Origin of the sequence: Micromonospora sp. NPDC049799, from assembly GCF_040656655.1 — a bacterium.
Classification (GTDB): domain Bacteria; phylum Actinomycetota; class Actinomycetes; order Mycobacteriales; family Micromonosporaceae; genus Micromonospora.
Window position 1 is genome coordinate 1 of the sequence record NZ_JBFAMU010000082.1, and the last position, 14,774, is coordinate 14,774.

13 protein-coding genes, 1 tRNA gene and 1 pseudogene are annotated in these 14,774 nt (G+C 71.7%); 8 read left to right on the top strand and 7 right to left on the bottom strand.

Translation table 11 applies throughout. The features are described from left to right. Positions 1 to 196 precede the first annotated feature (196 nt). The 4 genes from AB0I76_RS09735 to AB0I76_RS09750 all read left to right on the top strand — a co-directional run bounded on the left by AB0I76_RS09735 (position 197) and on the right by AB0I76_RS09750 (position 3,795). A complete protein-coding gene (locus AB0I76_RS09735) occupies positions 197 to 697 on the top strand; it encodes a SigE family RNA polymerase sigma factor (protein ID WP_357032476.1) in 501 nt (166 codons plus the stop codon). Next, positions 697 to 2,058, top strand: a complete 1,362-nt coding sequence (locus AB0I76_RS09740; RefSeq protein ID WP_357032479.1) for a hypothetical protein — start codon at positions 697 to 699, stop codon at positions 2,056 to 2,058. The genes AB0I76_RS09735 and AB0I76_RS09740 overlap by 1 nt, the downstream gene beginning before the upstream one ends. A gap of 79 nt (positions 2,059 to 2,137) precedes the next feature. Next, positions 2,138 to 3,268, top strand: a complete 1,131-nt coding sequence (locus AB0I76_RS09745; RefSeq protein ID WP_357032482.1) for a hypothetical protein — start codon at positions 2,138 to 2,140, stop codon at positions 3,266 to 3,268. After that, the gene (locus tag AB0I76_RS09750) at positions 3,265 to 3,795 is read left to right on the top strand and encodes a SigE family RNA polymerase sigma factor (RefSeq protein WP_357032485.1); all 531 of its coding nucleotides are present in this window, start codon (positions 3,265 to 3,267) and stop codon (positions 3,793 to 3,795) included. Before AB0I76_RS09745 ends, AB0I76_RS09750 begins: the two co-directional genes overlap by 4 nt. A gap of 197 nt (positions 3,796 to 3,992) precedes the next feature. Here AB0I76_RS09750 and AB0I76_RS09755 read toward each other — a convergent pair. Further along, positions 3,993 to 4,066: transfer RNA gene (locus AB0I76_RS09755), tRNA-Gly, on the bottom strand. Between the two features lie 233 nt (positions 4,067 to 4,299). Here AB0I76_RS09755 and AB0I76_RS09760 point away from each other — a divergent pair. Beyond that, positions 4,300 to 5,310: a zinc metalloprotease gene (locus tag AB0I76_RS09760; RefSeq protein WP_357032488.1), complete on the top strand. Its 1,011-nt coding sequence runs from the start codon at positions 4,300 to 4,302 to the stop codon at positions 5,308 to 5,310. A 74-nt stretch (positions 5,311 to 5,384) separates the two neighbouring features. Here the strand turns inward: AB0I76_RS09760 and AB0I76_RS09765 are convergent, their stop codons facing one another. Then, positions 5,385 to 5,906, bottom strand: a complete 522-nt coding sequence (locus tag AB0I76_RS09765) for a pyridoxamine 5'-phosphate oxidase family protein (RefSeq protein ID WP_357032491.1) — start codon at positions 5,904 to 5,906, stop codon at positions 5,385 to 5,387. Positions 5,907 to 5,984: 78 nt separating this feature from the next. On the opposite strand from AB0I76_RS09765, the gene dcd reads away from it, so the two are divergent. Continuing rightward, positions 5,985 to 6,563, top strand: a complete 579-nt coding sequence (gene dcd / locus AB0I76_RS09770; protein ID WP_357032494.1) for a dCTP deaminase — start codon at positions 5,985 to 5,987, stop codon at positions 6,561 to 6,563. Between the two features lie 110 nt (positions 6,564 to 6,673). Here dcd and AB0I76_RS09775 read toward each other — a convergent pair whose 3' ends face one another. The 5 genes from AB0I76_RS09775 to AB0I76_RS09795 form a co-directional block, all read right to left on the bottom strand. Next, positions 6,674 to 7,687 (bottom strand): NlpC/P60 family protein, encoded by a 1,014-nt coding sequence (locus AB0I76_RS09775; protein ID WP_357032497.1) that lies wholly within the window; start codon positions 7,685 to 7,687, stop codon positions 6,674 to 6,676. A gap of 171 nt (positions 7,688 to 7,858) precedes the next feature. After that, positions 7,859 to 8,860, bottom strand: coding sequence for a hemolysin family protein (locus tag AB0I76_RS09780; RefSeq protein WP_357032500.1), 1,002 nt, complete (start codon positions 8,858 to 8,860; stop codon positions 7,859 to 7,861). Further along, a complete protein-coding gene (locus AB0I76_RS09785) occupies positions 8,853 to 10,193 on the bottom strand; it encodes a hemolysin family protein (protein WP_357032512.1) in 1,341 nt (446 codons plus the stop codon). The genes AB0I76_RS09780 and AB0I76_RS09785 overlap by 8 nt, the downstream gene beginning before the upstream one ends. Positions 10,194 to 10,398: 205 nt before the next feature. Continuing rightward, positions 10,399 to 12,588, bottom strand: coding sequence for a (Fe-S)-binding protein (locus AB0I76_RS09790; RefSeq protein ID WP_357032503.1), 2,190 nt, complete (start codon positions 12,586 to 12,588; stop codon positions 10,399 to 10,401). Positions 12,589 to 12,934: 346 nt separating this feature from the next. Further along, the gene (locus AB0I76_RS09795; RefSeq protein WP_357032506.1) at positions 12,935 to 13,198 is read right to left on the bottom strand and encodes a cell division protein CrgA; all 264 of its coding nucleotides are present in this window, start codon (positions 13,196 to 13,198) and stop codon (positions 12,935 to 12,937) included. Positions 13,199 to 13,426: 228 nt separating this feature from the next. On the opposite strand from AB0I76_RS09795, the gene AB0I76_RS09800 reads away from it, so the two are divergent. Together AB0I76_RS09800 and AB0I76_RS09805 are read left to right on the top strand one after the other, a co-directional pair. After that, positions 13,427 to 14,233: a DUF881 domain-containing protein gene (locus tag AB0I76_RS09800; RefSeq protein ID WP_357032509.1), complete on the top strand. Its 807-nt coding sequence runs from the start codon at positions 13,427 to 13,429 to the stop codon at positions 14,231 to 14,233. Beyond that, a pseudogene (locus tag AB0I76_RS09805) lies at positions 14,230 to 14,774 on the top strand (hypothetical protein); the annotation flags it as partial. The gene AB0I76_RS09800 and the pseudogene AB0I76_RS09805, both read left to right, overlap by 4 nt.

Consider the following 14,774-nt stretch of genomic DNA (forward strand, 5'->3'; position numbering starts at 1 on the left):
GGCGTAACGCCTTTGGCGTAAGGCCCGCCGCCCTGGCGAACGCCCCGATGGTCAGCAACCCCACGTCGCCATCCTCCCCGCACCGGCCACGGTGGCCGGCACGGACAAGGCTGCGGCCTACCCGAAGGTCAAGGTCAAGCATGGGCCTCAACCATTGCGGTGACGGGAGGCGTCTTACCTGGCGAGGGGGGTGGGCATGACCGAGTCGTTCCACGAGTTCGTGGTGCAGCGCTCACCGGCACTGTCCCGGAGGGCCTACCTGCTCACCGGCGACCACCAACTCGCCGAGGATCTGTTGCAGAGCTCGCTGGCCCGGACGTACCGGCACTGGCGGCGCATCCGCGACGGCGACCCGGAGGCGTACGTGCGGCGGGTGATGTACCACCAGCAGGTCTCCTGGTGGCGGCGCCGCCGGCTCTCCGAACGGCTGGACGCGGAGCCAACCGACCGGCCCGGTGACGACCACTCCGACGCGACCGCCCTGCGGCTGACCCTGGCGGCCGCGCTACGCCAGCTCACCCCGCGCCAACGCGCCGTGATCGTGCTGCGGTTCTACGAGGACCTGACCGAGACGCAGGTCGCCGAGGTGCTGGGCTGCTCCGTCGGCACGGTCAAGCGACACGGCCACGACGCGGTACGCCGGCTGCGCGCCATCGCCCCCGACCTGGTCGACCGCGCGGCGGAGAGGATCCCGTGATGACCGCACGACTGCGCGAGTCCCTGCACACCGCGGCGGCCGACGTGCCCGCGTACCCGGTCTACGAACGGGCGCTCGCCACCGCCCGCCGCTCCCGCCGCCGAACCGCGCTGGCGGCCGTGGCGGTGCTGGTGCTGGTCGCGCTGGCCGGGGCGGTGCTGCCGCTGGCGCGTACCCCCGCCGCCGGCCCGGCGGCGGGCGCGGAGGCCGCACTGCCCGACCGGGTCGCCGTGCCGCCCTTCGGCAGCTTGTACGCCACCAACCGACCGCGCCTCGGCCCCGCCTCGGTCATCTTCACCGGTCAGGCCCCCGGTCTGACGCACGGCGACGAGGGCAGCGTCATCGCGGTCGTCGGCGCCGACGCCGACCGCTACCGGATCATCAAGGGCGAGATCGAGGCGCAGGCCGGCGAGGACACGGTGCTGTCCCCCGACGGTCGCCAGGTCGCCTTCAGGTCAGTCGGCTACTCGCGTCCCCGAGTGAAGGTTGTCGACCTGCTGACCGGGCGCAGCCGTACCGTGGCCAGCGGGGTCTCCGGCACCGTCCTGGTCGAACCGGCGGGCTGGTCACCGGACGGCCGGGCGCTGGTCGTCCGCGACACGGTGCCTGCCAACCCGGAGGGCAGCGCCTACCGGCAGGTGCTGAGCATCGTCTGGATGGACAGTGACCGCCGGATTCGGCTGGCCAACGAGGAGGGGCCCGGATCGCCCGTCGCCTTCGCCCCGGACGGTGCACGGCTGGCCTTCCAGACCGGGCGGACGGTCTCCGTCGCCGATCTGGACGGCCGGCGGCTCTCCTCGTTCACCCTCGCGCCGGAGACGGAACTGGCCGGCAAGGGCGCCTGGAGCACCGACGGCCGGACGTTGACGGTCACTCGACGGGACGGCGACAGCTGGAGCCTGCGGCGGATCGACCCGGCCACGGGCCGGGACCTCGGCGCGATGGACACGCCGACCGTCTCCGGTGTGACCGCGATCCGGCTCCTGGGGTGGGCGGTGGACGGCTCCGCCCGGGTCGTCGCCTACCTCCCGGAACCCCGCACGCCGACCGTGTTCGACGCGCCTCTCGACATGGACCAGCGACTGGCGTACGGCAACGTCGGCACCGTCCGGGTACTGGCCCTCGACCGGGGCGCGGACGCTCCCACCACCCTGCTCACCGCCCCGACCGGCGTCGTCGCGATCGACGCCTCCGACGACGTGATCCGCAGCGGTCGCACCCGCGACGCGAGTCCGCCGGATGGGATGGGCCCCCGATTCTGGTTCTGGACGGTCCTCCTCATCGCCGTTCTCGTGGCGGGCATCGTGGCGTACCGCGCTCGCACCCGACTGGCGCTCTGGCGAGATCGGACGCCTCGGTGATCGGTGATCGGTGGAACCTGTGCGCTTCCCGGGGTCTTTAGACAGGTGGGACATCGACCACGGGAGGTACAGGCACATCATGACCGAGCGGATTCGATCGCTGCTCGACGCGGCGGTCGCCGACACCCGACCACGGGTGGCCGACCCGGTGTCGGAGGTCCTCCGACGCGGGCGGGTGAACCGCCGTCGACATCTGGCCACGGCGGGAGCGGCCGGCACCGTCGCGGTCGCCCTGCTCGCCACCGGCGCTCTGGTCGCCGCCAACCGGACGGGCACCGGTACGCCGGCCGCGAACCCGTCGGCGAGCACCGACGCCGCTCGGACCTCACCGCCGCTACCGAGCGAGCGGCCGACCAGAGGTGTCGGAGCCCCACCGGAACCGCGCACGGTGGCCGCGACGGTGACCGACTCGGACGTACGGATCAACGGGCTGATCCTGGGGATCCGGAGCGGCTGGAGGGTGGTTCAGGGAGACAGCGGCAAGCCGGTTACCGACTGCGAGGTCACCCCCGGCTCGATCCTGGTCAACGTCAACTGGTCTCCCGGTGGCACCTGCGACGCCCGCGCCCAGATCCAGGTCCGCCCCTGGCAGCCCAGGTCCTACCCGATCGGCGTCCCGGCGAGGTTCAGCGAGGGCGTCAGCGAGGTCATCCTGCCCGGCGGGCAGCCGGCCTGGCTGACCGACAACGACGTCAACAACCTTCGCGCGTTCGAGCGGTCCACCTGGGCGGCCTTCAACGTCGACCTCCCCTGGGCCGGGGCAGGACTCGTCGTCGAGACTCCGACAGCGGAACTGGACACTCTGCTCGGCTCGGTCAGCAGCGAGGCGGTGCCGTCGGGCCGGCTGGTCCTGCCCGATTCCGCCCCGACGGCAAGCCTCGCCGGGGCGAAGCAGGACCGGCTCGACTCCACCGACGCCTCTGCCGTGGCGAAGGTGCTCGACCGACTGCGCGGACTGGACCGGGCCGTGAACGACGGCGAACTGCCGTGCGCCTCGGCGCAACAACTCTCCCCGCTCTGGAAGGCCGCCGGCAGGGACATGGCCACTCTGACCCTCACCTACCCGTCCGGAATGCCGCAGGCGGTGATCGCCATCAGCAGTACCGACGACTGCGCGTTCGCCACCTCCTCCATGGGCGGACGGGTCTGGCTGCCGACCGGGTTCCTCGCCGAGGTCCGGGCCCTGCTCACCCCGGGAGCGGGGAAGTGAGCGCCCCCGCGGCCGGTCCGGCCGGTTTCGCTGAATTCGTCAACGCCCGGTACGCCACCCTGGTCCGGCACGGCACCCTGCTCACCGGGGACCACGGACACGGCGAAGACCTCGCCCAGGAGGCGCTGGTCAAGACCTACCGTGCCTGGCATCGGCTGCACCCGGACGGCGACGCCGACGCGTACACCCGACAGGTGATGGTGCGGGCGGCCTGGCGGGCCGGACGGCGCCTGTGGCGCCGGGAAATCCCCACCGCGGAGCTGCCGGATCGGCGGACGGCCGACCCCTACGAGCCGCGCGACAGGGCTCGGCTGGTGCTCAGCGCGCTGCGGGGGCTGCCCGCCCGGCAGCGGGTGGTGCTGGTGCTGCGGTACTGGGCCGGGCTCAGCGAGCAGGAGATCGCCGGAATGCTGAACTGCTCGACGGGCACGGTGAAGAGCCGCGCCAGCCGGGCGATGAACGCCCTGCGCCGGGTCGACGGCCCGTTGGCCGAGGCGTTCCAGGAGTCTTCGGCGGGCTCGAACTGACGAGCCGCCGGCAGTGACGGGGGCCCAGCCAGGAGACCGATCCTGCGCTGGGGCCCCACTCCGGTCTTCGGAAGGCACGTGCGGACACGTCCGGGCTCCGCCCCGCGTGGTCAGTCGTCGATCGCCTGGTAGACGGCGGTATGCAGCTACATCGAAGGCCCCGGCTCGGACTTGCGTCCTGACCAGGGCCTTGATCGTGGAGCGGGTGACGGGAATCGAACCCGCACTGTCAGCTTGGGAAGCTGATGTTCTGCCATTGAACTACACCCGCAGGCGGCACCACTGTACCCGAGTCGCCACAGCCACGCACCCAGGCACCCCCGGAGCGTCACCCACGACCGCCCGCACCCGTCCCGTCACCCCACGCCGACCAGGACAGGAAAAAGTTTCCTCCCGGCAACATATGACCGTTCTCAAATCTGTCGATGGGTTGTAACGTCTGCCACACGTTCTTAGCCCCGGTGCGACACACCCCCGGTCGCACCGTCAGAAAGAGGTGGGCCCATGGGACTCCGTCCCAACCTGCTGACCCGGCGCAATGCCGGCATCGCATCGACGTCCTTCGCCCTGCTGCTCGGGGTCGCGACGGTCGGCGTCCTGCCGACGGCCACGACACCGACCAGTGCCCCGCTCGCCGCGGCCTCGCCGGTCTCCGCTGAGGAGTGCTGGCAGGCAGCCGGCGCCTCGGCGAAGGTGAAGGTGCGGCCCGGAGGGGCCGTCAAGCACGACCCCAACGCCCTCACCCTCGCCCAGGTGCACCAGCGTGAGGCCGAGCTGGCCGACCTGGTCCAGGAGCAGGTGAAGCGGAAGGGCTTCAAGACGAACGCCGCAGCGGCGGCGTCGGTCACGATCCCCGTCGTGGTGCACGTGATCCAGCGGGACAGCACCCGGGCCGGCGGCAACATCCCCGACTCGATGGTCACCTCGCAGATCAGCGTGTTGAACCAGTCGTTCAGCGGCGGCACCGGCGGCGCGGCCACGGCCTTCGCGTTCCAGCTGCAGTCGATCAACCGGGTCACCAACCCGGCGTGGTACCCGATCGTGCAGGGCTCGTCGGCCGAGCGGACGATGAAGTCCACGCTGCGGGTCGGCGGCAAGTCCACGCTGAACATCTACCTCGGTGAGCTCAGCGACGACCTGCTCGGCTGGGCGACCTTCCCGACCCGTCGACTGAGCAGCTCCGACGGTGTGGTCGTGCTGAGCGAGTCGCTTCCCGGTGGCACCGCCACCAACTACAACCTGGGCGACACGGGCACCCACGAGGTCGGCCACTGGCTGAACCTCTACCACACCTTCCAGAACGGCTGCTCGGGCTCCGGCGACAACGTCTCGGACACCCCGGCGGAGGCGTCGCCGGCCTTCCAGTGCCCGACCGGCCGGGACACCTGCAGCGCCCCGGGGCAGGACCCGATCACCAACTTCATGGACTACACGTACGACTCGTGCATGTACCAGTTCACCGCGGGTCAGGCCAGCCGCATGCTGACCGCCTGGAACACCTACCGCGCGGCGTGACCTGACGCTCGCGTCACCGCGTACGAAAGCCGGTGCCGGCTCCGCCCCACGGAGCCGGCACCGGTCTTTCGTGGTCAGGCCGCCACGCGGTCGTCACGGGCGGGGCGTAACTCGGCGACGGCGGCCGGGTCGCCGCCGCTCGGGTCGACCCAGAGCTGGACGGCGGGCCGGCCGTGGCCCACGACGCTCCCGGGCTCCCGCCGGGTCAGCATCGCCACGTCGACGGTGAACTCGAAGAGCCGCCAGTCGACGTGCGGCGCGGCCCGGAAGCTGCGAGCCAGCCGGGCGACCCGGGCGGGGTCGGTCACCGGCCGGGCGCGCCCCGCCACGTAGGCCTCGTCGTCGCTCTCCTCCGCCGGGAAGGAGTGCAGCGCGTAGCGGCCGTCGCGTTCGAGGTCGCGGCGCTTGGGTGAGTCGATGACGAAGCAGAACAGACCCTCGTCGGTGACGATCGGGGAGACCGGGTGCACGCGGGGGCCGCCGTCGGCCCGGACCGTGGCGAGGTAGCCGAAGCCCGGCCCGTACTGCTGCAGAAGGAGGCGGATCCCGTCGGCGAGGCGGGGCTCGTCGGCGGCGAATTCGGACCAGGAAGCCATGTCGGCATTCTATCGAACAAACGTTCGAACGTGCACTCCGACACACAGGTCGGTCGGTCCGCTCGCTATGGTGTTCCGATGCTGCTCTCCGACCGCGACCTGGTCACCGAGATCAAGGCGGGCGCGCTCGCGCTGGAGCCGTTCGAACCTACGCTGGTGCAACCGTCCAGCATCGACGTACGCCTGGACAAGCTGTTCCGCGTCTTCAACAACCACCTCTACACGCACATCGACCCGGCGCAGCAGCAGGACGACCTGACGTCGATGGTCGAGGTGCCCGACGGCGAGCCGTTCGTGCTGCACCCGGGCGAGTTCGTGCTCGCCTCCACCCTCGAGGTGATCTCCCTGGGCGACCAGCTCGCCGGCCGCCTGGAGGGCAAGTCCAGCCTCGGCCGGCTCGGTCTGCTGACGCACTCCACCGCCGGGTTCATCGACCCCGGCTTCTCCGGTCACGTGACGCTGGAACTGTCCAACGTGGCCAACCTGCCGATCACCCTCTGGCCCGGCATGAAGATCGGCCAGCTCTGCATCTTCCGGCTGTCGTCGCCGGCCGAGCACCCCTACGGCTCGGCCGTCTACGGCTCGCGCTACCAGGGGCAGCGCGGCCCGACCCCGAGCCGCTCCTGGCAGCACTGGCGCACCTGGCCGACCCGCTGACGCGCCGCCGGCGACCCGCCGGCTCCGCTCCCCGATCCACCCCCTTCCGGCGTACGACGAAGGCCCCGGACGTCTCCCGTCCGGGGCCCCTCGTCGTCGGTCGTCGCCTCTCAGCCGGGTCGACGGAACCCGGCGAGCGGCATGTACTGGATGCTGGACACGTTGACCGGCTTGCCGGCCCGCGCCGCGTGCACCATCTGCCCGTTGCCCAGGTAGATCCCGACGTGGTGCAGGTCGCTGAAGAAGAACACCAGGTCACCCGGGCGCGCCTCGGACTTCGGGATGGCCCGGCCCTCGTTCCACTGGGCCCCGGTGAAGTGCGTCAGGTTGATCCCGGCCGCCTTGTACGCGTACTGGGTCAGGCCCGAGCAGTCGAACGAGTTCGGCCCGGTCGCACCCCAGACGTACGGGTCGCCGACCTGCGCGCAGGCGGTCCTGATGGCGATCCGCGCCGCCTCGCTGACCACACCGTTGATGGTCGGGCAGTTGGTCACCTTGACCGTGGTCTTCGGCAGCGACGCCTGGAGACGCTTGATCTCCGCGTCGATCTGCGTCTTCTTCGCCGCCAGCTCCCGCTCCTGCTTGGCCTGCGCGGCGATCAGATCGTCCAGCTTCTTCTTCTGGTCGTCGTACTTCTGGCGGACCGCCAGCACGCCCGCCACCTCGCTGCGCTCCTGCGCGGCCAGCCGGTCCAGCATGAGCATCTGCTCACCGAGGTCGCTCGGCCTGCCGTTGACCAGCAGCGCGCTGATGTCCTGCGACGGGCCGGTGATGTAGTAGCGGGAGACCATGTCGGCCACCCGGTTCAACGCCAGCTCGCTCTCCAGGGCCAGCGGCGTGATCTTCTTCTGCAGGTCGGCGGCCTTCTTGGTGTTGACCTTCCGCTGCGCCCGCACCTTGTTGTACTGCTCGATCGTGGGCTCCAACTGCTCCCACTGCTTGTCGATCGCGGCCTCGATCTCGTCGACCGAGGGCTCCGCGTACGCGGGCGCGGCGAGCGCGCCGGCGCCCACCGCGACGGCGGCGACCAGGACGAGCAGACGGTGGAAGACCCGGCGCAGGCCATCCGGACGGGCCGACCGTCCCACGGCATGACGATGAGGGGGCATGGTTGCCACCGGCACCGACTCCTTTTGCAACCCGCCGCCGGGCGCCTCGCGACGGGGAAGAAGTGCGAGGCAGACGATCCACAGCGGCCGGTGCATCACATTAGGGAAGGTGGGCACTGGAATCAAGGCGACCAGTGGCCAGTTCATGTCTGCGCGATGGCACGCACACCATGCGTACGCGGCGCCCTATCCGACGATAGCGGTCAATACATCGTCGAGGGTGACCACGCCGAGGGGACGGCGGCCGTCGCTCACCAGGACCATGTGCCGCCGCTCGCGGCGCATCGCCAGCAGCAGGTCCGCGAGCGTACGGTCCGGTGGCACCACCGCCAGCGGCCGGTAGACGTCGGCCGGCACCGGCGCCCGACGGCTCACGCCCGAGTACCCGAGCACGTCCTTGACGTGCACGAACCCGAGCACCCGCCGGGTGCTGCGCTGCACCACCGGGAAGCGGGACCGGCCGGTACTCGTGGCGAGCACCTCCAGCGAGGCCGGCGACACGTCCTCCGCGACCGTCGTCACGGTGGACCAGGGCTGCAGCGCGTCCGCGGCGGTCCGGCTGTGCAGGGCGAGCGCGCCGGTGATCCGGGCGTGCTCCTCGGCGTCGAGCAGCCCCTCCGTACGCGCCTGCGCGACCAGCCCGGCGAGTTCCTCGGCGGTGAAGACCGTCTTCACGGCTTCGGTGGCCTCGATCCGCCACAGCCGCAGCACGTGCCGCGCCGCCCACTTCATCGCGAGCAGCAGCGGCTTCGTCGCGAGGCAGAACGCCAGCATCGCCGGGCCCAGCCACAGCGCGGCCGGCTCCGGGCCGGCCAGGGTGATGTTCTTCGGCACCATCTCGCCGACCACGGTGTGCAGGAAGACCACCACGCCGAGGGCGAGCAGGAACGAGACCGGGTGCACGGCCGGCTCCGGCAGGTGCACCGCGTGGAACACCGGTTCGAGCAGGTGGGCCAGCGCCGGCTCGGCGATCGCGCCGAGGCCCAGCGAGCAGACGGTGATGCCGAGTTGCGCCCCGGCGATCATCAGGGGGATCTGGTTCATCGCCGACAGGGCCCAGCGCGCCCGCTTCGAGGTGGCGGCGAGCGGCTCGACCACCGTGCGCCGGGACGCGATCAGCGCGAACTCGCTGCCGACGAAGAACGCGTTGCCCAGCAGCAGGACGCCGGTGACCAGCAGCTCAACCATCGGCCTCGGGCTCCGCGGGGCGCAGGACGCGGACCTGCTCGACGCGGTGCCGCTCCACCTCGACGACGGTGAACTCGTAGCCGGACTCCTCGACCGTCTCACCGGCGACCGGAATGTGGCCCAGCCGCGCCATGAGGAACCCGGCCAACGTCTCGTACGGCCCCTCGGGCAGCCGGAAGCCGGTCTGCTCGACCAACTCGTCGTAGCGCAGCACCCCGTCCGCCAGGACGGTCCGTTCACCGCCCGGGACGGTCAGCTCGACCGCGTTCGCGTCCGGCACGGCAGCCGGGTCGAACTCGTCGGCGATCTCCCCCACCAGCTCCTCCACCAGGTCCTCGACGGTCACCACCCCGTCCGTGCCGCCGTACTCGTCGACGACGATGGCGAGGTCGGCGCCGGCGGCCCGCAGCGCGGCGAGCACCCCGTCCAGGTCCAGGCTCTCCGGCACGTACACCGGTTCGCGGGCCACCGAGGCGACCGTGGTGGACTCCCGCCGCGCCGGCGGCACCCCCAGCGCGTCGGGCACCCCCGCCACGCCGGTCACCAGGTCGAGGGTCTCCTCGTAGACGGGGAAGCGGGTCCGGCCGGTCCGCCGGGACTCCTCCAGCAGGTCGGCGACGCTGGCGGTGGCCCGCAGGGCCACCACGTCGACCCGGGGCGTCATCGCCTCCGCGGCGCGCTTCTCGCCGAAGCGGATGGTGCGGCGCAGCAGCATCGCGGTGTCTGGCGGCAACGCTCCGGCCCGCGCCGAGATGGCCGCCAGCAGGCCCAGCTCCTCCGGAGACCGGGCACTGGCCAGCTCCTCCTGAGGTTCCACGCCCAGCGCCCGCACCAGCCGGTTCGCCGAGCCGTTCAGCCCCCGGATCAGCCAGCCGAAGCTCCGGGAGAAGGCGCGCATCGGGCCGGCCGTGGCGAGCGCGGCCGGCATCGGCCGGGCCAGGGCGGCGTTCTTCGGCACCAGTTCCCCGAAGAGCATGGACAGCAGGGTGGCCAGCGCCAGGGCGAGGAAGGGCGTGAACCGCTCGGCGACGTCCCCGGCGACCGGGCGTAGCACGGGGCCGAAGAGCCGGGCCAGTGCCGGCTCGGCGAGGTACCCGGTGAGCAGGGCGGTGAGCGTGATGCCGAGCTGCGCCCCGGAGAGCTGGAACGAGAGTTCCCGCAGCGCCCGGCGGACGGCGAGCGCCCGGGAGTCGCCGGCCTCGGACCGCCGGTCGATCTCCACGCGGTCGACGGTCACCAGGGCGAACTCGGCCGCGACGAAGAACGCGTTGCCGCCGGTCAGCAGCACGAAGCCGACCAGGGGAAGCAGCGTGGTCAGGAGCAGGCCGTCGATGTCGCCTCACCTCGGCGAGATTCTCGCACGCGCGGGCACGATGGACACGACCGTCGATGGCTGGCCGTTCTGTCCGCCGCTCGGTGGAGCGGCCCGGTCACCGTCGGGTCCACGGCCGTGACCGTGACGACCGCCGTTTCGCAAGGACGACGACGGCGGCGGCACCGCGAGGTGCCGCCGCCGTCGGTGTCTTCCGGCGTACGCGTCAGCCGGCGACCGGCTCCTTGTCGCCCTGCACCTGGTCGGGCTTCACCGAGCGGAGCAGCACGCTGGCCACGTCGACGACCTCGACCTGCTCGCCGGCGCCCTTGCCGTTCACGCCGTCGTTGAGCATCGTCGAGCAGAACGGGCAGCCGACGGCGACCGTCTTCGCGCCGGTGGACATGGCCTCCTCGACCCGGTCCACGTTGATCCGCTTGCCGATCTTCTCCTCCATCCACATGCGGGCGCCGCCAGCGCCGCAGCAGAAGGAGCGCTCGCTGTTGCGCGGCATCTCGGTCAGCTCGCCCTCGATGGCGCTGCCCAGCACCTCGCGCGGCGGGGCGAACACCCGGTTGTGCCGGCCCAGGTAGCAGGGGTCGTGGTAGGTGACGCCGCCGTCGACCGGCTGCACCGGGGTCAGCTTGCCGGTGCTGACCAGGTGGGCCAGCAGCTGGGTGTGGTGCACGACCTCGAACTCGCCGCCCAGCTGGCCGTACTCGTTGCCCAGCGTGTTGAAGCAGTGCGGGCAGGTCGCGACGATCTTCCGCTTGCTCTTCTCCCGGCCCTCGAACGCCTCGTTGAGGGTCTCGACGTTCTGCTGCGCGAGCATCTGGAAGACGAACTCGTTGCCGATCCGGCGGGCCGGGTCGCCGGAGCAGGTCTCGCCCTCGCCGAGGATGGCGAAGGAGACGCCGGCCTCGTTGAGCAGCGTGGCGACCGCCCGGGTGGTCTTCTTGGCTCGGTCCTCGAAGGCGCCGGCGCAGCCGACCCAGAAGAGGTACTCGAAGTCGTCGACCTCGCCGACCCGGGGCACCTCGAAGTCGAGGCCCTTGGTCCAGTCCTCGCGGGTGTTCTGCGGGGCACCCCACGGGTTGCCCTTGTTCTCCAGGTTGCGCAGCATCACGCCGGCCTCGGACGGGAAGCTCGACTCGATGAGCACCTGGTAACGGCGCATGTCGACGATGTGGTCGACGTGCTCGATGTCGACCGGGCACTGCTCGACGCAGGCGCCGCAGGTGGTGCAGGACCAGAGCACGTCCGGGTCGATGACACCGCCCTCCTCGGCACCACCGATGAGCGGCCGGTTCGCCTCGGCGAGCGCGAGCACGTCCATGTGGGCGAGCTGCGCGGCGGTCGCCTTCTCCTCGCCGGTCAGGTCCTTGCCACCACCGGCCAGCAGGTACGGCGCCTTGGCGTACGCGTGGTCGCGGAGGCTCAGCACGAGCAGCTTCGGCGACAGCGGCTTGCCGGTGTTCCAGGCCGGGCACTGCGACTGGCAGCGGCCGCACTCGGTGCAGGTGCTGAAGTCCAGCAGACCCTTCCAGGTGAACTGCTCGACCTGCGCGACCCCGAACTGGTCCTTCTCGGGGTCGGCCTCCTCGAAGTCGAGGGGCTTGCCGTCGCTCGTCATCGGCCGCAGCGCGCCGAGGCCGGAGCCGGCCTTACCGGGGTCGCGCTTGAAGAAGATGTTGAAGAAGGCCAGGAAGCGGTGCCAGGCGACGCCCATGGTCACGTTGAGCGCGATCACGATGAGCCACGTCATCGAGATCATGATCTTGATGAGGGCGGCGATGCTGACGCCGGCCTCCCAGTCGGGCAGTACCGCGCCGACCGCGTGGCTGAGCGGAGTGGCCCAGGTCGGGTACTCGAAGTGGTCGGTGGCGACCTTGAAGCCCCGGATGACGAAGCCCATGATCAGCACGGCGAGCACGACAGCCTCGACGAAGTAGCCCTGCCACATCGTGGAGCCGGTGAACCGCGACTTCCCGCCCGGACGGGTGGGCCGGTTGCGGATCCGGATCGCGATCAGCACCAGGATGGCGACGATGCCCAGGATGCCGATCCACTCGGTGGCCAGGCCGTACAGCGTCCATCCACCGACCAGCGGCAGGCCGGCGGTCGCGGAGACGACCTCGAAGTACGCCTCCAGGACCAGCAACGACAGCACGATGAAGCCGACCATCACGAACCAGTGCGCCGCACCCACCACGCTCCAGCGGAGCATTCGGGTGTGGCCGGCCGTCTCGGCCAGCATGGTCGTGGTCCGCGTGCCCTTGTCGGTGAACCGCGACGGGTCGGGCTGACCCAGCCGGATCACGGCCACCATCTTCATGACCGCCCGTACGGCGAGCCACACCGCCACGGCGGTGATGGCGGCCGCGACGATCGTGGTGACGATCTGGACGCTGCCCATCGAGTCGGCCCTCCCCGGTCTGCTGCTGTCGAGCGGCTCGGCGACTGGAGCCGGGTCAGGGCCGGATCGGCGAACAGCCGCTTCCGCACCCTCGACCGGACCGGTCGACGACCTCGCTCCGCTCGGTCATGCAGTGCAGCCTACGCGCAAGGTTACCCAGCAGTAACGTGAGTCTTCTCGCACTCGGCCACGCCGCCCTGCGCACACCATAGGGTGCCCCGCCCGGACCTGCCGGACAGGGGCGCGGCGCAGTGACGAGGATCCTTCGGCCGACCGGCCAACCGGCCGTACGGCGGCGGGGCGACCCGCGGCGCGGGCGCCGGGCAGGGCCCGACGCCCGGAGGACTCAGCGCCAGCGGGAGAGCAGGATCAGGGAGGCGACCATGGCGCCGAAGCCGACCGCGAGGTTCCAGTACTGCCACGACGCGACCGGGTACTCCTGCCCGGAGAGGTAGTAGATCACCAACCAGCCGATGCCGAAGACGATGAGAGCGACCGCCGAGATCGGCAGCCACACCGGGCTAGGCTTGCGCGTCGACGCCGTCGCCGTCGGACGGACGTCCGTCGGCGGGGTGTACACCTTCTTCTTGCGGACCTGAGACTTGGGCACGACGCTCTCCAGAGGGGGTGACGACCTCGTCCGGCCTGACAACCGGGCGCGAGGGCGACGGTCCATGGCCAATAATGTTCGACAGCTAGCGTAGTCCGGATGACCCGTCCAGGCCACGAATGGGGTCAGGCCGGTGCGCGGAGTGACCGATAGTGGCGGGATCGGACGGATCGCCGCACCGACCCGCGCCCCGACGGGCGGGCATCAGACGACGGGAAGGAACGCTCCGTGGAGTACACATCCGGCGCGGCCTCCTGGCAGAAGGCGCTCCGGCGGGCGATCGCCGCGCTGCTCCGCCGCCCCCGGCAGCGGCGACCCGGGTGGTCGATCGGCGTTCCGCTGATCGCCGCCGCGGCCGGCCTGCTCTTCACCACGACCGCCACCACCGCCGGCGGCACCGCGCTCCGCGAGGACCGGCGGCCCCAGCTCAACCAACTCATCGAGGACCGCCGCGCCGACGTGGCGTCGAACGAGGAGCGGGCCGCGGCACTGCGCCGGGAGATCGAGAGCCGCACCACCTCGCTCGCCGAGTCCGACGGGCCGATCCGCGACCAGCAGACCCGCGCTGCGGCGAACCGTCAGGCGGCCGGCTTCACCGGCCTCAGCGGCCCTGGCGTGACGGTCGAACTCGACGACGCGCCCCGACGCAGCGACGGGACCCTCCCCATGGGGGCCACCAACGACGACCTGGTGGTCCACCAGGGCGACGTGCAGGCGGTCGTCAACGCGCTGTGGGCCGGCGGCGCGGAGGCCATGTCAATCATGAACGTCCGCGTGCTCGCTACCAGCGCGGTACGCTGCGTGGGTAACACTCTGCTGCTGCACGGCCGGGTGTACTCCCCACCGTTCAAGATCGTAGCAATCGGCGATCCCGCTGCTCTTCAGCAGGCCCTCGCCGACTCCAAGGGAGTCCGGGAGTTCAGGGACTTGGTCGACGACTACAAGCTCGGTTACAAGGAGTACGCCTCCTCGACGGTCGACGTGCCGGCATTCGAGGACTCGACGACACTGCGGTCGGCGACGGTGCCGCGGTGAGCAGGCCGCCGGACGAGTGGCGCGACGGTCGCCACCGCGACGCGGGCGACGATCCGACCGCGTTCCTGCCCAAGGTCGACCGGCCGGACCCGACGACCGGCCGCCCCGAGTCCGCGCCGACCCGCCCGGCTCCGTCCGGGAACTGGCCCGACCCCGTCCTGCCCCCACGGCCCTCAGCGCCTGCTCCGGCCCGTCCCTCCGCACCCGCCCCGCCGCGCGCTCCGTCCGGTCCGGCGGCCCCGGGCACCGCAGCGGCCTCCGCCAGCGGCCCGGCCCGGCCCGGCAGTCCGCCGCAGGCCACCGGTCGTCCCACCAACCAGAGCTGGTTCCCCACGTCGGCGACGGCCGGCCGACCCCCCGCCGAGGCGGCCCCGCAGAGCCCCGCCGGCCCGTCCGCCGTCCGACCGCCCGCAGCAGCCGACCCCGGCCGGTCGGCCGGTCCGGGCCCGGCGAGCCCACCGCCGTGGCCGGGCGCGGTCCGGCCCGCCGCACCCGCCCCGCCCCCCGCCCGACCGGGCCCCGCCCCGCCGCCGGCCACCCC